16 protein-coding genes are annotated in these 21,425 nt (G+C 61.6%); 5 read left to right on the top strand and 11 right to left on the bottom strand.

Translation table 11 applies throughout. The annotated features are described in order from the left end of the window. Positions 1–11: 11 nt before the first annotated feature. The 5 genes from ACODR8_RS14515 to ACODR8_RS14495 form a co-directional block, all read right to left on the bottom strand. Entirely contained in the window at positions 12–884 is an 873-nt protein-coding gene (locus ACODR8_RS14515) for a TIGR03619 family F420-dependent LLM class oxidoreductase (protein WP_489007910.1), read from the bottom strand. A 64-nt stretch (positions 885–948) separates the two neighbouring features. Then, on the bottom strand, positions 949–2,058 hold the full coding sequence (locus ACODR8_RS14510; RefSeq protein ID WP_489007909.1) for an Rv3169 family protein: 1,110 nt from the start codon (positions 2,056–2,058) through the stop codon (positions 949–951). Between the two features lie 57 nt (positions 2,059–2,115). Continuing rightward, entirely contained in the window at positions 2,116–3,591 is a 1,476-nt protein-coding gene (locus ACODR8_RS14505) for a phosphotransferase family protein (RefSeq protein ID WP_489007908.1), read from the bottom strand. A gap of 154 nt (positions 3,592–3,745) precedes the next feature. Further along, positions 3,746–6,040, bottom strand: a complete 2,295-nt coding sequence (locus ACODR8_RS14500) for a TonB-dependent receptor (protein ID WP_489007907.1) — start codon at positions 6,038–6,040, stop codon at positions 3,746–3,748. Between the two features lie 284 nt (positions 6,041–6,324). Beyond that, on the bottom strand, positions 6,325–7,350 hold the full coding sequence (locus ACODR8_RS14495) for a DUF7064 domain-containing protein (protein ID WP_489007906.1): 1,026 nt from the start codon (positions 7,348–7,350) through the stop codon (positions 6,325–6,327). 309 nt (positions 7,351–7,659) lie between these two features. On the opposite strand from ACODR8_RS14495, the gene ACODR8_RS14490 reads away from it, so the two are divergent. After that, positions 7,660–8,298 (top strand): TetR/AcrR family transcriptional regulator, encoded by a 639-nt coding sequence (locus ACODR8_RS14490; RefSeq protein ID WP_489007905.1) that lies wholly within the window; start codon positions 7,660–7,662, stop codon positions 8,296–8,298. 60 nt (positions 8,299–8,358) lie between these two features. On the opposite strand, the gene ACODR8_RS14485 is transcribed toward ACODR8_RS14490, so the two are convergent. The 4 genes from ACODR8_RS14485 to ACODR8_RS14470 form a co-directional block, all read right to left on the bottom strand. Beyond that, complete coding sequence (locus tag ACODR8_RS14485) at positions 8,359–9,468, bottom strand: NAD(P) transhydrogenase subunit alpha (protein ID WP_489007904.1); 1,110 nt, start codon at positions 9,466–9,468, stop codon at positions 8,359–8,361. A 47-nt stretch (positions 9,469–9,515) separates the two neighbouring features. After that, positions 9,516–9,791, bottom strand: a complete 276-nt coding sequence (locus tag ACODR8_RS14480) for a c-type cytochrome (RefSeq protein WP_489007903.1) — start codon at positions 9,789–9,791, stop codon at positions 9,516–9,518. 183 nt (positions 9,792–9,974) lie between these two features. After that, the gene (locus ACODR8_RS14475) at positions 9,975–11,327 is read right to left on the bottom strand and encodes an IS1380 family transposase (protein ID WP_489007902.1); all 1,353 of its coding nucleotides are present in this window, start codon (positions 11,325–11,327) and stop codon (positions 9,975–9,977) included. Between the two features lie 246 nt (positions 11,328–11,573). Further along, a complete protein-coding gene (locus tag ACODR8_RS14470; protein ID WP_489007917.1) occupies positions 11,574–12,872 on the bottom strand; it encodes an NtaA/DmoA family FMN-dependent monooxygenase in 1,299 nt (432 codons plus the stop codon). A gap of 171 nt (positions 12,873–13,043) precedes the next feature. Between ACODR8_RS14470 and ACODR8_RS14465 the strand changes: the two genes are divergently transcribed. The 4 genes from ACODR8_RS14465 (at position 13,044) to ACODR8_RS14450 (ending at position 17,908) form a co-directional block, all read left to right on the top strand. Then, positions 13,044–13,664 carry a TetR/AcrR family transcriptional regulator gene (locus ACODR8_RS14465; protein ID WP_489007901.1) on the top strand — a complete coding sequence of 207 codons (621 nt, stop codon included), beginning with the start codon at positions 13,044–13,046 and terminating at the stop codon, positions 13,662–13,664. Between the two features lie 83 nt (positions 13,665–13,747). Further along, entirely contained in the window at positions 13,748–15,346 is a 1,599-nt protein-coding gene (locus ACODR8_RS14460; protein WP_489007900.1) for an MFS transporter, read from the top strand. A 4-nt stretch (positions 15,347–15,350) separates the two neighbouring features. Then, positions 15,351–16,511, top strand: coding sequence for an HlyD family secretion protein (locus tag ACODR8_RS14455; protein WP_489007899.1), 1,161 nt, complete (start codon positions 15,351–15,353; stop codon positions 16,509–16,511). Beyond that, the gene (locus ACODR8_RS14450) at positions 16,511–17,908 is read left to right on the top strand and encodes an efflux transporter outer membrane subunit (protein WP_489007898.1); all 1,398 of its coding nucleotides are present in this window, start codon (positions 16,511–16,513) and stop codon (positions 17,906–17,908) included. Before ACODR8_RS14455 ends, ACODR8_RS14450 begins: the two co-directional genes overlap by 1 nt. On the opposite strand, the gene ACODR8_RS14445 is transcribed toward ACODR8_RS14450, so the two are convergent. Together ACODR8_RS14445 and ACODR8_RS14440 are read right to left on the bottom strand one after the other, a co-directional pair. Continuing rightward, entirely contained in the window at positions 17,898–19,982 is a 2,085-nt protein-coding gene (locus ACODR8_RS14445; RefSeq protein ID WP_489007897.1) for a beta-glucosidase family protein, read from the bottom strand. The two genes, ACODR8_RS14450 and ACODR8_RS14445, sit on opposite strands and share 11 nt — an antisense overlap. Before the next feature lie 357 nt (positions 19,983–20,339). After that, entirely contained in the window at positions 20,340–21,365 is a 1,026-nt protein-coding gene (locus tag ACODR8_RS14440; protein ID WP_489007896.1) for a hypothetical protein, read from the bottom strand. Positions 21,366–21,425: the final 60 nt, after the last annotated feature.

Below are 21,425 nucleotides of genomic sequence, written 5' to 3'. Positions count from 1 at the left end.
CAACCTGACAGTCATTGGAAGTGACGCAATATCTTCTCTGCGAAGGAATCCAGATAGCGTTTTTTCTCATCCAGCGACGTGCGCCTTTGATAGTGATAGAAGGGAGGCAGCAACTGAATTGCGGTCACGCCATAGTCTTCCGCACGGCGAAACGCATCGACGTCCCACTCGCCGTTGAGGATCATGACGATCTCGAACGGAAGATGGTCTCGTCCCGCTGCCCGACGCATCTCATTCAGAGACGCAACAAGCGGCGGCATGTCGTCCACCTTGTTGCCAGCGTCCATCCAGCCGTCGCACAGCGTGGCCGCGCGACGCATGGCAGCAGGACTTGGGCCCGCCCCAATAACGGGAACATGACCTGGCGCAGGAAGAATGCGCATTCGCGGAAAGTCGAAGAACACCCCGCGATGCTCGACAATCTCACCCGTCCATAACGCGCGCATCACAGCGATCATCTCGTCGGTCCGCTTGCCACGCTGCGTGAAGTCGACGCCATAAACGTCGAACTCCTCTTTCATCCAGCCGACGCCCGCGCATAGCCGCAACCGATCCCCGCTGAGCGTAGCGAGGGTCCCCGTCGCCTTCGCCACCTCGATCGGGTCTCGAAGCGGCAAAACATAGATGCTCTGCATCAGGTTTATGCGCCGGGTCGCGCCGGCAATCATTGCCAGAGCTACCCAAGGTTCGGGAAAGGACCATTTCTGCTCAATGGTGAAGAACGGCCTGCCGTCCGGCGATGCGGGATAGCGTGACTGGATGGTTTCGGGGATGAACGCATGGTCGGAGACGCCAACCGCATCGAAACCCAGTTCCTCGCAATAGACCGCACAGTCGATCAGTTGATCGTCTTCCACCTGCGACAAGAGGCTCCAGAATTTCACACATTATCTCCGATCAACTGACGGCGGGTCAGCCCGGCTCGCGGACCCGCCGTCGTGCTTCATTTCAGTCGGCCAATGTCGGATTATACGCCCAGCCTTCGCGCGGACCGCAGACATTGTTGACCAGCCCGACGCCCTCGATGCCGTTCAGTGTGAGCGTCACCAGACGATCCTGGATGTCGAAATGCCAGCGATCGTCATCGCCGCTGCGCCGAAGCGATTTCAACAGGCTGGGCTGATTGAAGTCCCAGCGTTCGCCTTCCACGAGGAGAGGACCCCGGTCGAGGCCATGGCGGTCGTCATAGCCCTGGCCGGCATTGTAGAAGGGCTGCTGGATGCCCTTGGCCTCCAGGCGCCAGATCTTGCCGTCCTCGTCGGTAAACTCCCATTCGGCCTCGTCCCACAGCCGGGTGCTGCCCGGTGCCGTGGTATCCTCGTTGAAGTGGAAGCGATGCCGCGCCTTGACCAGCCGGGTCACGCGGCCATCGTCATGCATGATCGCACCATCCTCGAGCAGGTAGTCATTACCTTCGACGGGCACATGGAAGAAGGTGAAGTTGAGGCTGCAATTATCGAAATGCCCCATGATCCAGAAATAGGCTTCGACATGGCGCATCAATCCCTTGCCGCGAACGCCCCAGGTACGGTCACGCACACCGACATAGTTGTTCAGTTCGATCGTCTCGCCCTCGATCGTGATCGACCCGTCGAAATAACCCATCTGGGTGAAATGGGTCATCGGATGGCTGGGAACATCGAGCTTGTTATAGAGGAAGGGGGCGGCGCGGGCGGTGAAGTCGATCGAGCCGGAAATGCCATGGGCATTTTCGCCGAGCGAAAAACGTTGCCGCTTCATCGGTTCGATGATCTCGATCGACAGGGGGCCGACATGGCTGTTGTTGCGATCCGTGGCATCGCCCTCGTGCGAGATATGCCTGGATGCGCGAAAATTATGCTGCACGCCGTCGCGGATCACGCAGAAGGAACCGTCGATCACGCCATGACCACTGACATTGGGGTAGGTGCCAAGGCCAGCGGCGATATAGGTCCTGCCATCCTGCCCGTGACAGCCGAACCAGCAGCGATCCATGAAGCTCTCGCTCTTGTTCGCCACAGTATCGAGCGTGTCACCTGTCTGGTGAATGAAATAATCGTCCCATTGGGTAAGTGGCATCGTCTTGTCCTTTTAGAATTACATGATAAATTTTGTCTTTTGAAAATCATTATCCAGTCATCTGCGATATTTGGCTTGTTCCGCATCTTTAATGGCTTCGGCCATACGCTGGGCGGGCATTTGCACGAAAGAACCGAGCACTAACAGCTCCGGGTATAATGCAGGCAATGAATAGAATCGCAATTCTGATTCCAGCATAACAACGTACATGATGAAATATCTGAAAACATTATAATATTTCAGATCAAACTCGGTTACCGCTCTCCCGCCTGCATCAATATAATGACGCATGAATTCTTCATCATCATCTCGGTTTGGAAAGGATGCCAATAGTCCTGCTATATCTTCCGCACTATCACCGACGTGCGACAACTCCCAATCGAGTACGCCGCCAATCTCGTCGCCCTGCATCATGATATTGTGCAGGGCATAGTCGCCATGGACCAGGACTGGCGCCGCCTCGTTCCGGGGAAGATTGGCGCGCAGCCACTGCAGGGTCGCCTCGATCGTTGGCGAGGCAAGGCCCGTGGAACGCCACAGCTTTGTCCAGCGACCGAGATAGTTGCTGACCGCCTCACTCGTCGAACCGCTCACCAGCGCCGTGTCAATCAGGCTCTGTTGCAGGTCGGGATGCGCCGCATCGAGAGGAAGGGCGTGGATTGTCGCAAGCTGGGTGGCGAGCGCGCGAAGCTGTGACGAGGATAGCCGCTGCGCTTCCACAACCGTCCCGAAATTCTTGCCATCCAGTTTGCGCGTCACCAGAAACTTCGCGCCATATTTTTCGGCATCATTTTCGAGCCAGATCGGCTCGGCGATGGCGATGCCGCCCTGATGCAGATAGCGAAGCAGATAATATTCGCCGTCGATATCGCGCCCCTCGATGCCGAGCGGCAGACCGGTGCTCGCACGCGCCACCAGGTCCCAAATCTCGCCCCTCTTGTCGGCGAGTTTGAACAACGTCGTCAAGTTTGAAAAACCACCGACCAACAGGGTGAACTCGGTGACCTGTGCGTCCTCGAAGGTGCCGCCCTGCGCACGGGCAGACGTTTCCAGACTCTGCTTGAAATCTTGCGCCTGCTTCGTCTGCCTGTCCGCCGGGGTGGGCAGTTTGAGGACTTGCGCCTCCCAATGGCAAAGCGAAGATATGATGTCCTGCAAATCGCCCTTCGGATCGTCCGGATAGCCCGATCTGCCGACAAGCGCCGACAGCGCTTTTTTCAGGGCGTGAAGTCGATCCTGCACAGACACAAAGTCATCCGGTTCCTCACTGACCGGCGGGAGTTGGTGGAATTGTGCGATTTCAATTGCCCCAGCATCATCCTGTCCGACCAGTTCCGCGAGGCTCTGGGCCACGCCATGTCCGGTGACATAGAGGTCTTGCAAACGCGCAGGGTCCTCGCGGCGCAGCAACTCGCCCATCACCGTCGCCACCGCCATATGATCCATGTCGGAACCAGGGATATTGAAGCGGCGGGCCATGCGGCCGGTTGATTCCGCCATGGCATCCATCAAACGACGCTTGTCGATGTTCATAACCCTCGTTCCCAGCGAAAAATCAACATGTCTCTACAGCAGTACAGCAAGCATGCCGCCGATGGCCCGGCATGGCGGCGCTGCTTGAATGAGTGAGGCCGCTGAAACCATCCGGCAAATCGCTGCCGGAACGCCAGCGGCCTCAATCGACCTGTCAGAACCGATATTCCGCCCGAAGGCCGTAGGTTCTCGGTCTGCCTGCCTGATAATAGATACCATGTGGCTGGCTGGTTGCGCGATAGACTGCATATTTTTTAGCGAATGCATTATCGACATAGAGGCCGAGACGAAGATTGTCGCCAGGAGGGCTTACATAGCCCGAGAAATTGGCGATGGTGTAGCCACTCTGTCGATCATAATGGAGCACGCCGCCTCCGTTGGGAGCGAAATCGAACGACGAACGATATTGCGCGACGCCAGCGAGATTGGCGCTCCATGTGCCGATGGGGAATTCATAACTGGCGTTCAATGATGCCTGGAAACGTGGCGCATGGACCGCGCGTACCCCGTTCAGATTGGTATTGGGCCCGGGAGAACAGTTGATGAGCACCGCGCCGGGCGCGTTCGGATTGCCGGTACCGGAAAGGTCCACGCACACTTGCGCGGCATTGGCATAATTGAAAAATTCGGTGTGCAGGTAGCTTAATGACCCGCCGAGGGTCAGACCCTCCGTCGGTCGAATATTCGCCTCAAATTCTGCGCCATAACCCTCTACGCCCCCGGCATTTTCATAGCGGGAACCGCCGGATGTCGCGTCGATGATCTGGGTCTGCAAATCCTTGTTCTTGTAATAGAACAGGGACAGTGCGGTATTCAAAGCGCCGCCGAGCGCCTTGTTCTTCACCCCGACTTCGTGGCTGAAAATCTTCTCTGGCCGTAGCGCTTCGGCGGCCGAGGTGGCGGGTGAACTCAGACCGCCCGCTTTGAACCCCCGTGTGAAGCTGTAATATACATTCGTCGGTCCATTGTCCCATGCCAGCACGAAACGCGGTGTGAACGCCCTGAACGATCCGCCGAATTCGAATGATGCAGGCAGGCCGAAGATCTGGAATCCAGCGTTGTTTTCTCCGGTGATCGACCGTTTATCATAAGTGTAGCGGCCACCGAGGGTAACCTTCAATTCTTCCGTCAGCTTGTAATTGCCCTCCACAAAGGCTGACACCGACTCAGTCTTGATATCGTTTGACACACCCGGGCCATCACCTGTGAATGCGAGAAAAGCATATTGATCCCCGGTCAGGCCGATGTTGAAAAACGCCTTGTCGTGCAGGTAGTTCACGCCGAACAGATAATTGAACGGACCATCAAGGTGCGACGCGACCTGAAACTCCTGCGAAAAGGTTTTTCCCCCTACCCCGCGATTTTCGAACACAAAGAAGGGCTGCGGCGTGAAATCATTGTCGGCGAACTGCACGCTGCGATCCGACAGATAGCTGGTCAAACTTGTGAGATCGAAATCCCCCAGCGTGAAGGACGCTCGCAAATAGGTCCGGAAAACCTTATTGCGCCATACATTCAGATCATTCTGATTGGTTTCATAAAAGCCTGACGCCGGTTGATCACCGCTGGTCTGGCAAACCCAGCATAACGGCGCGCCTGCCCCGAGCTGACCAAAGTCCTTCTTCTGCCGGCTGTTCTGATACTCAACCCCCGCGACGATATCTGCGCTGTCGCTCGGTTGCCACCTCACGGTGCCGCGCACGGTATAGCTGCGCCCACCCCCCAGATCGCTGCCGGTGGCGATATTGCGGATGTAGCCGTCTTCGTCGAGGTAACGGCCCGCAAAGCGGACGCTCAACGTCTCGCTCACGGGCAGGTTCAGCATCGCATCGGCCTGCTTGTGATTGAAACGGCCATATTCGGCGGCCACACGCCCTTCGAACTTCGACGTCGGCAAAGCCGAACTGAGCCGGATGACGCCCCCCGTGGCGTTGCGCCCGTAGAGCGTGCCCTGTGGTCCGCGCAGCACCTCCATCGTTCCGGGATCCACAATATCCAGCAGTGCGTTATATCCTGCGGTCCTCTGCAGATAGGCGCCGTCAAGATAGACCGATACGGGCGCCTCTACGCCAGGCGTAGCGAAAGCCTGCCCGATACCGCGAATATAGAGCTGCGCGAAACCGGTTCCTTCCGAGAAATCCGCGCCGGGCACAACCAGCTTGATGTCCCGCAAATTCCTCAGGCCAAGTTGTTGCGCGGATTCGGGGCTGATGGCGGTCACAGCGACGGGCACGTCCTGCAACCGTTCCGAACGGCGCTGCGCGGTGACGATAATATCACCTGCTTCCGGCTGGACGGCCGCCGCACTTGCGCTGCCTGGTGACGACGGCGCACTCTGCTGGGCGCTGGTTGCCGACATGGAGCCGCCTGACTGAGCTTGCGCAGAAAAAGCGGTGAATGCACCGCCTGCAAGCAAAAGGCCTTTCAATATTTTTGCATTCTTTGACATATATATCCTCCCCATCTAATATTGTTAATCGTATTTACATTTGAATGCGTACGACATCAATTTCTTATATTCAGTGTATTCGACACAACATGCTCATAATCAACTATGGTACAAGAGAATTCTAACCTCCATTGTCGCCGCAAAGCAAAGATGTTGCACATATCTCCTGTGCCTAGGTCAGGACCTATTTAAATGGTTGAGCTGACGACCGAGGGGTGATTCAATGTTGCAGGAGGTGCCTGCCTTGAATGATCCGCTGATGTTGACCTCGGATCATCACGGCATCACTCCCGGCCCCGGAAGGCGCGGATGTAATCTGGCCGCAGTCCGCGCTGCAGTTCGCCATAGGCCGTGCGGCCCTCACACTCCCAGCGCACCGAGCAGATGACCGCCTCGAGGGTGGGCCACGGGTACCAGGGACAGGCCGCAAGGATCGTGCCCCTCAGCTCGTAGGTCCGCCCACTGGCGTCCGTCAGCTCCATCTCGACGAATTCGGGGAAGAGGGTGCCTGCAGTACGCTGGCTGCGCTTGCGTGAGGAGACCAGCGGGGTCAGCTCGCCGTCGCGCCAAACCCAGCCGAGCTTGAGCGGATCGCCGGGCGATGCCTCGATGACGCCCTTCCAGTCCGGGTTGGTGTCCAGGTTGTCCTGCGCGGTGCAGCCGAAGCTGAAGTCGTCGCCGAAGGCGCCTGTCATCCAGTCGATCGGCGGCATGCCCCCCGGCTGCAACGTGTCCCGCCGCAGCTCTGACCAGGTGCGGTCGCGGACGTTGAACCCCTCGACGGGGTAGGCCTTGCCCCCCAGCGTCAGCTCGCCCGTGGTGCGCATCGCTTGCTCGAGGTGGTGGCCGTTAGCGAGCACCATTGCCGGCATCACCGCCTCATAGGAGATATCGAGCGCGTTCCCCCGACTGGTGTCCGCGTAGCGCAGCCGGTGCCTGCGCATCGGCTCTTGCGTCGTGACGTGATAGCCGTTGGGCAGCTCGTAGTCGTGGAGGTCTCCGGCCAGGCAGTCATCGGAGGCGAAGGTTACCATATCGAACAGCTCCGCCTCCAGCGGGCCACGCTTGACCCCGCGCCAGACAAAGACGCCGCCGCTGACGACGCCGAGGTTCGGGTGGTGCCAAAGGTACGTCAGGCCGTGGATGTGCTCCTCGGGGACGCTGAATCCGAAATATTGCGTCTCCGTAAGCGCCGGGTCGGTCTGTCCCTCGCGCGCCTCCGGGTGCAGCAGGTCGCAGGCAGGCGTGGGTTCGCTGAACGATCGGTTCTGCTGTTCCCAGAAAACCTGCTGCTGAGTATCCGTGGACATGTCTCTCTCCCGTTGACCTAGATGAGTCACTGCGGCCGCGGCGGGAGCATGCTGTGCTCGATCACGCCGTAGTCGCGCTCAGGCACTCCTGCAACCTTGACCCACCCTCGGCCGTCCGCTCAACCATTTAATAGGTCCTGACCCTAGCTTTCCCCAAATCGACATAAAGGGCTCAGCGACTGCATGGTCGAAATGCACTCGCTTCACCATCAAAGTCAACTAGAAAAATGGTCGACCATTCTTATTATGGTGATGCGCTACGGCTTGGTAATGATAATCCAGCTTGTTAGGGACGATAGGGAAGGATGAATGATGGCAGGATCTACACAATCCTCTTCGCGAGAAGAAAAACGCGCGGAGCGCCTTACCCAGATACTGGATGCGGCACGGGCTTGCGTTCTCGCTGATGGGTTCCACGGAGCGAGCCTGAGCAGCATTGCCGCGCAGGCAGCGATGAGCGGCGGACACATATACCAATATTTCGAGACCAAGGAAGCGATCATGATCGCACTGTGTGAGCGCGATTTTGAAGATTTCCTGCCGCACCTCGCGCAACTGAGCGGCTATGCCGACCGGAATATCGACGCGGTTGTCGAAACCTTCTCAAAAGAGCTGATGGGACTGCTCAGCCATGACCGGGCTGCGCTCACGCTGGAAATCATTGCCGAAGCGGGACGCAACCCCAAGTTTCTGGATTTGGTTTTGCGCGTTGACGATCGAATCCGCGACGCAATCCGCGATATTGTGGAGCCGCTTCTGGCAGGGTTGACCCCTCAAGAAATCGACGAGCGCATCGAAACCTTGCTTGTGATGACACGGGGTTTGGCGGTCCATACATGCACGCGCCCGGCCAGCGACTACGCCCTCCTTACCACGACGTACAAAATTGCGCTGCGGGGGGCGCTGTCTCGATCGGAACATCCCGAGAGTCAGCGTGGAGCCAAATAAAGATAATAAAAAAGCAAATTCTCAGGCTCGGGAGATTCGCGCTATCGTCGCAGGCTTAGACTAAGTGATATTCATAAATTTTTCGCCTTTAGCGTTGTCTGGCACACCCTCAACGCCCTGCGCCAGCGTCTTTTCCTTCTTGTCCCAGAAGGCCTCGATGAAATTATAGCAGTTGCGCGCGAACAGGTTCGACGCATCGACCGCCAGGCGCGACGCACCGTTGGTCAGCCCGATGATGAGGACGCCATGGCGCACCACCGTCTCGTTCACCACCGCGCCCTCGACATTGCCGCCATTTTCGGCGGCAATGTCCACGATCACGCTGCCCGGTTTCATCGTCGCGATCTGCGCGTCGCTGATGAGGCGCGGGGCAGGGCGGCCGGGGATGAGCGCGGTGGTGATCACGATGTCCTGCGTCGCGATATGGCCGCTGACGAGGTCCGCCTGGCGCTGGCGATAGGCTTCGCTCATCTCGCCGGCATAGCCGCCCGCCGCCTTGGTGATCTCGTCGCCCTCGCGCACCTCCTCGAACACCGGCCGGGCGCCCAGCGACTGGATCTGCTCGCGCACTTCGGGCCGCACGTCGGTCGCGGAAACCACCGCGCCCAGCCGCCGGGCGGTGGCGATCGCCTGCAGGCCGGCGACGCCCACGCCCATGACGAAGGCCTTGGCCGCTGGGATCGATCCCGCCGCCGTGGTCATCATCGGCAGGCAGCGATTGAGGTCGGTCGCCGCGCGCAGCACGGCGTGATAGCCAGCCAGGTTCGCCTGGCTCGACAGGATATCCATCGCCTGCGCCCGCGTCGTGCGCGGCAGCAGTTCTAGCGCCATCGCCTCGATACCCAGCTGCGCATAGGCCCCGAGACGCGCGGGATCGGCATAGGGCGCGAGGCCCCCGATTAGCTTCGTAGCCGGACGGATGCCGGCCAGATCGCCCGGGGCGGGCGCGCGCACGGTCAGGATGATGGCGGCTTGCGCCATGATGGCTTCGCGCGCGACGATCGTCGCGCCGGACGACGCATAGGCGTCGTCGGCGAAGCCGGCACGCAGGCCGGCGCCGCTTTCGACCGCCACGGCGATGCCCAGCTTCACGAACCGCGCGACGTTGGTCGGCGTAGTCGCGACGCGATGGTCACCCGCCACCAATTCTTTAAAAATACCAATATGCACGCAGCTGAATCCCTATACAGCAAGCTTAAATAACAACGAATGCATTTTCACTTAATGGAAAGCAAATAATCAGCAATTGCCTCCGCGTCCTCGCGATCCTTAATGCCAGCATAGGACATTCTATTGCCAGGTATAAAATTTTTGGGTGCGGTCATGAAATCAACCAAGTTTGCTCTATTCCACACGACAACTGATGCTTTCATTGCGGTTGAGTAGTTGAAACCTGCAGATTTGCCAGCCTTTGCGCCGCCAATGGCGAAGAGGTTCGAACCGATACCGTTGGACGCTTTCTGATCAGTCCGATGGCATGCGGCGCAGACCACGAACGCAGTTGGCTTAACCTCTCTTATTCACAGGGCTGCTGCGTGACGGCGTAGCCCGCAACAGGGGTTGGGGTTGAGGCAGCCAGCGCGAGCTTCCCCGTGGCGACTATTCGATCGCGTTTGGGAGAGAGGCTTGCGGGGTTTCTGGACAGGGTGGATCGATCTGCGGCCGAGCCGCGCCGTTCAGGTCGGCGCGGGTTTGAGGGCGCGGGCGATATGCAGGATGATGTCGGCGTCGGGGCAAGCGCTGGCGAAGGCGATGCGGATGCGGCTGGCGGTTTCGACGACGCGGGCGGCGATCTTGATGAGGCGGATGCGGATGGTGGCGAACTCGGCGTTCCTCAGCGCGGCGGTGGCGGGCACGGTCTGGCGCAGCTTCCACATCAGCCAATATGCGGCGGTGTGGAGGATAAGGCGCATCTGGTTGGCATTGGCCGATCGGCACGAGGTGCGGTCGCTCTTCAACTGGGTCTTGTGGAGCTTGATGAGGTTTTCGGCCTGGCCACGAGCACAATAGAGCGTGTCGTAGATGTGCTCGGCGCTACCATGCTCGATCGAGGTGACGACGAAGCGGATATCGAGGCCCATAGTGCTGGCTTCGATCCGCGCGGCGACCCTGCGTTTGATCGGCCCCCAGGATTTGGCGGCGTAACGAGTCTCGGCATAGCGGCGCAGCACGCCCAATCCCTGCAGCGCCCGGTCGGTGGCACAGGCATCCCCGCGATTGACGATGACGGCATCGGCATGGAGTGCCTTGTTGCCGGGCAGGCCGAACACATAGTCGACGCCGTTCGCCTCGCACCAGGCCATGATCTCGGGGCGGCCGTAATGGCCATCGCCGCGTAGCGTGATGCGGGTATCGGGCCAGTGGCGGCGGATGCGCCGGATCAGCCGACGGACATGGCCTGCCGTCTCGACCCCCGACGGGCTCTTGCCGGTGCGCAGCAGCATCACCACCGGACGGCCGGTCGCGGTGTCATAAACATGGATCGGCAGGAAGCAGCGCTCGCCATAATGGCCGTTCCAGAAGGAGAGCTGCTGGCCGCCATGGACGACATCGACCGTCTCATCGATATCGAGCGTCACCGCGACCGGCGGCGTGGGATAGCTCGCGCAGTAGAGATCGACGAGCGCGCCTGTCAGCCGCACCCGTTCTCGCGTCGTCGGCGCATTCTCCCAGCGGCTCATCGTTGGCTGGCTTGCCAGGCCGATCACGCCGCCGGGCAGTTTGCCGAGCGCCAGCTTGAACCCCGGATCGTGACGCAAACTGTCGAGATCATCGGCATCCTCATAGCCGCAGGCGATCGCCAGCATGCGAGCCCGCAGGATGTCGCCGAGGTCATGAACAACGCGGCTCTGGTCGCGAGGATCGGCAATGCACTGGACAAGCCGTTCCGCAATGCCAAGCTGTCGCTCCGCCTGCGCCAGCAGCAATACGCCACCATCGGATGTCAGCCTCCCGCCGTCGAAGGCGGCAGTCATTTTCTTGCGGCAAATCGCTGGGAATGAGAAACCGAGGGGGCTATCAACTGCCATGGCGGTCGTGGCACTTTCTGTCCGGCGTGGAGGGATGATTTAAGCACCCTTTCTCTATTCCAGATCAGTAACTTATGCCACGTCCGCCAACCCCATCCCATGCCGCCGGTGAATAAGACGGGTTAAGGTCCGCAACATGCAGAGTTCCGAACATCCCGAGTGAAACGCCACCCACGCACCGCGAGGAACTCAGGACGCGATCCAGCCAAGTGCCATATAGAGTATCATTGTGGCTGATTATAAAGGTCATCCCAACAGCCGTGGATCACGGCCATATTGTGCGGGAGCGCCTAAATGATCGCGAAGCGTCGCGCCTTCATAGTCCTGATGGAACAGGCCGCGTTCCTGCAGGATCGGCACCAGCTCGTCGACGAGCGGCGGGAGGCCGTCTTCGTAGACGTCCGGACATAGCCAGAAACCGTCCGCGGCCCCGGCCTCGAACCAGGTCTGCATATGGTCGGCGGCGTCCGCCGCTGGCCCGACGACCATCGGATGATAATCGATGACGCCGTGCGCGAGCACGTCGCGCAACGACCAGCCTTCGCTGGCGACCTTCAGCGCAAAGGCTGAGCGCGGATCCTGCGGCGAAGGGCGGGCCGCGGCGAGTTGCTCCCGCGTCAGCGGTTCACCGATCTGCGCCGGATCGAGCGCCAGCCCGAGCATCTGTCCAAGATAACCCACTCGCGGCTCGAAACTGTGGCCCGACATTGCTATCCGGCGGTCCAGCGCCGCGCGCCGGTCCGGCGCGATCGTCGTCATCAGCCCAGCGAAAAACTTGATCTCGTCCGGATCGCGGCCGGCGCGTTCGGCAGCGGCGCGCAGGGCGGTGCGCTGGGCGCGGGCATCCTCCATCGTGAACACCGCGCCGATCACGCCATTGGCATAGCGTCCAGCAACCTCCAGCCCCTGATCGCCGCCGCCGGCCTGGAAAATCACGGACTGCCCCTGTTCGGAAGGGGGCAGCGGCAACGGGCCACTGCTTGCCAGATGCCGGCCGCGCAGGTTGACCGGTTGAATATTCGCCATGTCGGCAAAGCGGCCGGATGCCTGATCATGCAGCCATGCATCCTTGCCCCAGCTGCCCCACAGGCCCTGAACGATTTGAATGAACTCATGCAGCCGCTCGTATTTCTCACCGCGTGGGGGCAGCGCACGACCATAATTGGCGGCGATCACGGGATCACTGGTGGGCACTGCGTTCCACCCGGCCCGGCCGTGGCTCATCAGGTCGAGCGCCTTGAACTGTCGCGCCAGATTGAATGGTTCGCTGAACGTCGTGGAGCCGGTGGCGACCATCCCGATCCGCTCTGTCCCACGCGCAACGGCGGCAAGGGTCATCATCGGCTCGATGTTCAGTTGCTGCGCGTCGGTGCCGGTGTTCGGCTTCAGCGCCGGGAAGTCGGGCATGAACAGAAACTGGAACTTCCCGCGCTCTGCCATCTGGGCGTAGCGCACCAGATTGTCGAAATTGGTGAATCCCATAGGATCGACGCCGGACATCCGCCAGGCCCCCGGCTGCGCGCCATAGCCGTTTCCAAATACCATACCGATGAGCAATTGCCTGGACATGCGATTTCCCGATCCTGCTGGCGATGCCCTCTAGCTGGCAAAGCGACATTGCGTTAATGGGGACTATCCCCGTTTCGAGAATGCAGATATGGGGGCAGTCCCCGTTTATCAAGAAGGATTGTCGTGATAGCGTCGTCAGGCTCCCGAATGCCCCGCAAGGATGCACGGCAAAACCGCGCGCACATACTTGACGTGGCTGGCCGGGCATTTGTCGAGGGCGGCGTTGACGTCTCGATCGACGCGATCGCCAAATCGGCCAGGATCGGCAGTGCGACACTATATCGCCACTTCCCCACCCGGGATGCACTGCTCGTCGCACTTCTCGCACCCTATCATGAGAAACTCGATCGGAAAAAGGCGGAGATCGAGGCTTGTGACGGTCACACCGGCCAGATGCTGGAGCGGTGGATCGACGCGCTGGGCGACTGGATGCGTGCTTATGACGGACTTCCCGAACCCCTGCGAGCGGGCTGGTCCGTAACCGCATCGCCGCTAAAGTCCACATGCGACGAGATTATCGAAAGCACGGACAGCTTCCTGCGCGCCGCGCAGCGCGACGGCTTCGCTCGCTCGGCGTTGTCGGCGCAGGATATATTTCTCGGATCGCTGGCGGTCGCCTGGGCGAGTGGGCGGACAGACACACGGAACGGACTTCGCGACGTGCTTCGCAACGGCTGGTCCGCAGGGAATGACGACGCTCCCCGGCAAGCGGCCCCCGCACCGGACGCCGCCGACCGGCGTCACCAACCGCATCACGGGGATTACTGATTTCTGTCATGCAGCCCCAGCCGCTCGATCCGCTTCCCGCATGGGAGGAGGATGAGAAGCCCTCAATGCCGGGGTCACCCTCGATGCCGCGGCATCGCCCGGCCTTACGCGCGTCCTATCTGCTGGTCGGCGTACTGGTCAGCGCGACCGGGGGTCTGGGGAATGCACTGATCTCGGCGAACCTGCCCCAGATCCAGGGCACGCTGGGCCTGACGCCGGTGGAGGGGACGTGGCTTCCGGCTGCCTATGTGATGACAAACGTCTCGGCGAACCTGATCCTGTTTAAATGCCGCCAGCAATTCGGCATTCGCCGCTTTGCCGAAGTTGGCTTGCTCGCCTATATCGCCGTCACGGTCCTGTATCTGTTGATCCACAGCTACGAGACGGCAATCCTCGTCCGGGCCGTGGCGGGCTTCGCTGCCGCGCCGATGAGCGTGCTGGGATTTTTCTATGTGCTCCAGGCGTTCCCGAAGGCAAAACTGGGCAGCGGGCTGTGCGTCGCGCTCGGCATATCGCAGCTGTGGGTCCCCGTGGCGTGGCTAATATCGCCTGCGCTGCTCGATCTCGGAGACTGGCAGACGCTGTACCTGTTCGAGTTCGGCCTCGCGCTATGTTCGCTGGCCGCGTGCGTGACGCTCAAGCTGCCGCCGGGCATCCGCATCGCCTCGTTCGAACGGCTCGACTTCCTGACATTCGCCTTGATGGCCCCTGCCTTCGCGCTGGTCGGCGCGGTGCTGGCGCAAGGGCGGATCCAGTGGTGGACCGAACAGCGGTGGATGGCATATGCCCTAATTGCCGCGCTGGGCTTGTTCATCGTCGCCTTCATGATCGAGCATCACCGGCGAAACCCGCTGGTCAAGACGCGCTGGCTCGGCACCGCCGACACGCTGCGCTTCGCGTTCGGCGCGCTCACCATGCGACTGCTGTTGTCCGAACAGACCTATGCTGCGACCGGATTGCTGCGGACGTTGGGAATGGGACCGGACCAGTTGCAACTCTTCTACGCCGTCATGCTGGCGGGCCTCTTGCTGGGGATGGCCGTATCGGCGCTGACCTTCGGGCCAAAGGCGATGCCGATCCAGTTCGTCTCCGCCATCCTGCTCATCATCATCGGCTCGCTGGTTGACAACGACGCCACCAGCGACACCCGGCCGCAGACCATGATGGTCAGCCAGCTTCTGCTGGCGATCGCGTCGGGCCTGTTCATCGGGCCACTGCTGCTGACCGGCGTCATGAAAGCGCTGGCCAAGGGGGCCGATCACATCGTCACCTTTTCGGTCCTGTTCGCGGTGACGCAATCGATCGGCGGGCTTGCCGGCCCTGCAATCTACGGCACGTTCGAACAGGTGCGGCAGCATGAATATTCCGCGCAGATCACCGCTAACCTCGATCCGGGCGATCCGGTGGTGGCGCAGCGGCTCGCCCAGCAAGGTCAGGTCTATGCCGCGCAGATCACCGATCCGGTGCGCCGTCAGGCGCAGGGGGTCGGCCTGCTGGCGCAGACAGCGACGCGGGAAGCGCATGTCCGCGCCTTCAACGATGTGTTCACCCTGAACGCCGTCCTCGCCACGCTCTTCCTGCTCTGGTCGCTGTACCGAGTCGCGGTGACGGCACGGGCGGCGCAGATTCCACCACAACCCGCGGCAGGCGCCTCCGCCTCCGCAAGCCCCACAACGGTATGATCCGATGACCGATAACCGCACTACGCTCGACAGCGAAACGACCGATGCCGCCATGCCGTCGGCACCGCCACCGACGGGGCCGGCTCCAAACGATCCGCCCAAGACGATCCGCCCAACCCGGCGGGCCGTCATCGCCATGGCGGTCCTGTTCGTGATCGGAACGCTCGTGATCCTGTACGCATGGCGGCTGTGGCCATTCACCAGCGACGACCGGACGACCGAGAACGCCTATGTCCGCGGGCAGATCACGGCGATGGCGCCGCAGGTTAACGGCTATGTCGTCGATGTGCTGGTGCGCGATTTCGCGACCGTGAAGCGAGGACAGCTGTTGCTTAGAATCGACGACCGCATCTATCGCCAGCAGCTGGATCAGGCGCGGGCGCAACTGAAGATCGCTGCGGCGGAACTGGCTAACTGGGATCAGACGGTCGCCCAGAATGCCGCGACGCTGCGGACGCGGATCGCCGACCGGCAACAGGCGCAGTCCGAACTGGTCCGCGCCGATGCCGATCTGCTGCGCGTCAGCGAACTGGCGGATCGCGGCTCCGTCTCGCTGCGCGAACGCGATCAGGTGCGGGCGAGCAAGCTCGCCGCAGAGGCCGGTGTGACCCGCAGCGAGGCGAATATCGACAGCCAGCGCCAGACGATCCTGTCGACCAAAGTGTCCCGTGGCTCGCTGGAGGGTGCGGTGCAGGAAGCGCAGGCGCAGGTCGATCTTGCCCAAATCAACCTGTCGAACACACTGATCCGCGCGCCCCGCGACGGACAGATCGGCGAGGCGTCTGTGCGCGTCGGTCAGTATGTCGCGGCGGGATCGCAGCTGATGTTCCTGGTGCCCGAACAATTGTGGGTGGTTGGCAATTTCAAGGAGACGCAGACCGCGCGGATGCGGATCGGCCAGCGCGCCAGCTTCCGCGTCGATGCGCTGGATGGCGCACGGCTGCTTGGCCATCTCGAACAGATCGCGCCCGCTACCGGGTCGGAGTTCAGCGTGCTCCGTCCCGACAATGCCAGCGGCAACTTCACCAAGATCGTCCAGCGGATTCCGGTGCGGATCCGGATCGACCCCGACCAGCCGCTCGTCCGCCGCCTGCGGCCCGGCATGTCGGTGGTCGCGCAGGTCGATACCGGCGACGCAATGTCGCCGCGCGAGCAGGAACGGTGATGCGCGCGTCGATCCTCGCGGCCGCTTTGGTGCTGGGCGGGTGCGCGCCGACGATCCGGCCAGCACCGCCATCGGCTGCGGTCGCTCCGCCGCTCGCATGGCGCGACCTTCTGCCGGCGACGTCGACGCCGGTCGATCGGGACTGGTGGCGGCTACTGGGCGACCCGGCCATTCCCGGCCTGGTCGAGCGGGCGATGGCCAACAATAGCGACGTGCTGGGCGCGATCGCTCGCGTCGAGGAGGCGGAGGCGCTGATGCGGCAGGCACGGTCTGCGCGACTGCCGACGCTCAGCGCCAGCGCTGCCGCTGGCATACAGCAGGCGCCAGGCCAAAGCGGAGGGTCGACCCGCAACGCCTCGCTACAGCCCGGCATCGCAGGCGCATGGAACATCGATCTGTTTAGCCGTGTCCGTAATCTGGAGGGCGCGGCGCGAGCACGCTATGTCGCCAGTCAGGCGGACCGTGACGCTGCGCGCCTGGCCGTGATCTCCGCAACCGTTCGGGGTTATGTGATCCTGCTGTCGCTCGCGGCGCAAGTGGAGGTCAGCCGGAACACGCTGACCAGTCGCGACGAGGCGCTCCGCATCGCCAGCGACCGCGCGCGCCTTGGCTACAGTTCGCAATTCGAGTTGACGCAGGCGCAATCCGAATATGAAGCGGTGGCGCAGACCATACCCGTCCTCGAACAGTCTCTGCGTGTGCAGGAAAATGCGCTGCGCCTGCTGACCGGCGACCTGCCCGGACCAGTCGTGCGGGGCGCATTGGAGCGTGTGGAGTTGCCGGCTACGCCAGCAGCGCTGTCATCCAGCCTGCTGCGCCGGCGACCCGACCTGGCGAGCGCCGAATATGCGCTGGTCGCCGCCGACCATGTGCTGGCATCACGCCGCGCCGAGTTCCTGCCCGACGTGCAGCTGACCGGATCGGCCGGTGCCCTGTTCAGCGATGCACTTGGCTGGAGTCCGGCGACATTGTGGGATGTCGGGGCCAGCATCCTCGCACCGATCTTTACCGGCGGGCGTCTCACCGCCGATTTCGACGTGGCGACCGCGCAGCGCGACCAGGCCGCCTTCGCCTATCGCGGCGCTGTGCTGACGGCGTTCGGCGAGGTGGAAGATGCCCTGTCGGGCGAACGCCGCCTGCGTGAGCAGGCCGAGAGCGTGATGCGGCGCCGGACCATCCTGCAACGATCTCTCGTCCTCGCACGCGATCGCTACCAAGGCGGCTATGCGGCCTATATCGAGGAACTCGATGCGCAGCGGAACCTGTTCCAAGCCGATCTGGATGCCAGCGCCGTCCGGGAACAGCAACTCACCAACCTGATCCAGCTATGGGCGGCGCTCGGCGGCGGGTGGGAGGCAGGCATGTCAGCCCCTCCCGCCCCACCGATCAATCGGTGAAGGTCGCGGCCGGCAGGTCGAGCGTGGCCGATAAACCATCTGCCAGAGCATTATCGGCAACGCGCAGATCGCAGGCCCCCGCCTCGCATACCCAGCACCTCGCCGTGGCGTCGAACCGGGCGAGCAGGCGGGGGTCGACGCACATCTCCACCTGGCGGCTCTCGCCCGGCTCCAGATCGACCCGCGCGAACCCGCCTAGCCTTGGCACGAAGCCGCTGGGTCCGGTTCGCGAGGCGTACAACTGTACGACGGCCGCACCCGCCCGGTTGCCGCTATTGCGCACTGTGACCTTTGCCACGACCGCGCCATCGCGATGATCGGCGGTCAGACCGGCATAGTCGAAGCTGGTGTAGCTCAGCCCGTAGCCGAACGGGAACAGCGGGACCTGTCGCTCGCGCGCATACCACCGGTATCCGACGTCCGATCCCTCGACGTCGTAGTTAATATCGAACACCTCGCCCTTGACCTCCATACCGGGGTTGGAGGTGGTTGTTGCTGGATCCTGCTGTTCGGGATGCGGCAACTGCCCGACATCGCGCGGGAAGGTGACGGGAAGATGCCCCGACGGGTTCACGCGACCAAACAGGATGCCCGCGATCGCTTCTCCTCCGCCCGATCCGGCATAGAAGGCGGCGAGCACAGCAGGAACATCGTTGAGCCACGGCATGGCAACGGCCCCGCCGGACTGAACGATCACCACCGTTCGGGGATTGGCCGCAGCGACCGCCGCGATCAGCGCATCCTGATCGTCGGGCAGGTTCAGCCCCGGCCGGTCCTCTCCCTCCGTCCGCCATTCCTCGGCAAACAGGAATACCATGTCGGCATCCGCTGCCGCCGTCACCGCCGCGTCCCTGTCGGTGCCATCGACGAAATCGACCTGCGCCGCGCTGGATTCGGCCCTGATCGCGTGGAGGGGCGACGACGGATGATAGACCTTGGCCATCGGCACGCCCATCACCTCGACGCCCTCGACCGACAGGCTGCCCACCGGCGACACCGCCGACGAACCGCCGCCAGCGAGCACGCCGTTATCGGCGCGGCGACCGATCACGAGCAAGCGCTCCAGCCCCTTCGCGGCGGGCAGTATCCCGTCCTGGTTCTTCAGCAGCACGATGCCGCGCTCGGCGGCGCGCTGGGCGATCAGGCGATGCGCCATATAGTCGATGGCCCCGCCTGGCCTTGCAGGCGTATCGATCGCGCCCACCGCGAACAGGCTGTGCAATTGCCGGGCTACCATGTCGTCGATCCGCGCCTGTGGCACCTGCCCCGCCGCCACCGCCGACCGTAGCGGGCCGCCGAAGAACGGCTCCGGGTCCAGATTTGCGCCCGACTGCACGTCCAGTCCGGCGAGCGCAGCCTTCACGGTCGAATGCGTCGCGCCCCAGTCAGACATCACCCAGCCGGGATAGCCCCATTCGCCCTTCAGCACCGTGTTGAGCAGGTAATCGCTCTCCGACGCCCAGTCGCCGTTCACCAGATTATAGCCAGGCATCACCGCGCCCGGTGCGCCTATCTCGATCGCGATCTTGAAAGCGAGCAGGTCGGATTCGTGCAGCGCACCGAGGCCCAGCACCGAATTGGCCAGCACCCGGCCGGTTTCCTGTGCATTGACCGCGAAATGCTTAACCGTCGACACCACGCCCTGCGACTGGATGCCTGCGACCGAATGACCTGCGATGATGCCGGTCAGCAGCGGATCCTCGGACACATATTCGAAGTTGCGACCGCCCCGCGGCTCACGCACGATGTTCGCACCGCCCGCCAGTTGGACATTGAAACCCTTGGCCCATGCCTCGCGGCCGACCAATTCTCCCGTCTCCCGCGCCGCCGCCGGATCGAACGTCGCACCCAGCAACAGCGATGACGGCAGCGCCGTGGCGTTGTCGCCCGGCCGGACATTGGCGGTATTGGCGATCCCTAGACTTGCGTCAGACTGTTGCTGCGCCGGAATGCCCAGGCGGGGGATGCCGGGATAGAATGCGGCAGAGCCAAGCGCGCCGTCCGGCTTTGCCATATCGCCAATGGGGAGAGCCATCGCGCCCGACACCCAGCTGAACTTTTCGTCCTCGGTCATGGCCGCGATGACAAGCGCTGCTCGTTGTTTCGACGGCAGCGTTTTATCTTCCCATGCCCGGTGTGCAGGTTCGCCGGATGGAGCGGACGACATTGCCTCGCCAGTTCCGGCACCAGATGAAGCGAGTCCGGGTACCGGCCGGCCGTTGGGATAGTTCATCGTCGATCTGCCCGAAATGGTGAATGCGCTTAACTCAGGGAGGCTCGTTCCGTCTCTCGGTCTGCCTTATCTCAAACCTACCTCCGTTTCATAATTGAAATCACCGACCTAGTTGAAGATGGTCACGCCGTTCCAGCTCTTCTGCCGGGAGAATAGCTAAACCTTGCCTTCACAGACCATCTTCTCAGACATCTGGTTTCAGAACTTGCACTCTGATTTCAGCCATGACAGCACCAGTCGCGCCATCGCGATCCGCACAGTCAGGAAGTAGGCGTCAGCATCCATTACGACCTGGGAGAAGTGCTTGGCGCCCGCGCGTTCCATGGCCGCCACCAACGGTTGATGAGCGCCCTTAAGATACCTCAGCTGATTGTCCCCAATCAATAGAACCTTTTTGTCTACAAGCTTAGGCGCGGCTTTAATCATATCGAACCGCTCAAAGTCTTTCGGCCCCATCTTGCCTAGTTCTTTCGCAAGATCGATACGCCCCGCCGTGGCCTCCTTAAGTCCAGCATAAAATTTTGCTGCGTCATCGGATGGCGGCCATTCCATCGGAAGGGGCGGGCTGACGGAAATACTGGCACAAATGGCAGGATTCTCGGAATTGCTGATCCATCCGACCATCCCTCCACCACCGCTCTTGCCAAGTACGGCAATTCGGCTGGGGTCTATAGCATATGAGCGCTTGTTCCCAGCTCCCGGCACGAGATGCTGACCATCGTTTTGTTGAAGGTGCGCGACTGCGGCATTCAAATCCTCTACCGCGCTGGTGAACGAATATTCGTGCTTTTCGTCCCACATTCCTCGCGGGATAAACTTAAGAACATGAATGCCCGCATTGACCAAAGGGGTGATCAGGCTTTCGAGCGCGTCCCCGCCAAAGCGTTGTGGCGAAAAAATCACGCAGCCCTTCGGCTCCTCTCCGCCGGCTAGCCACATGAACGACTGGATGGGTGTCCCCTTGTTCATGAAGCTGTGGGGGAAATGGATCGGCGGGGACATGGGATCGTAATATGGTGAGTCCGTGGTGGCGTAATCGATGCCCAAGGCTACGGGCCTATATGATCCCGTTGCTGCCTTTGCTGAACCAGCAACGCCAGCGCCCGCCAGGGATGCCACCAGAGCCGCAAAGGAACCAGAGACCATTCGACGGCTGATCCCAGCTTGGCCAGGAGCGTTAACGTGATCCGCTTTGCCCGAATCGGATTGCGAGTTGTCATCCATTATTCATTCTCCTTCGCCCTCAATGGGGAGATGTCTGTTGTAACTCTCCAACGGCATTCG

The organism is Sphingobium sp. FG58 (assembly GCF_057809055.1).
The sequence above is the reverse complement of the archived record's forward strand: the minus strand, read 5'-3'. Positions and strand labels throughout refer to the sequence as shown.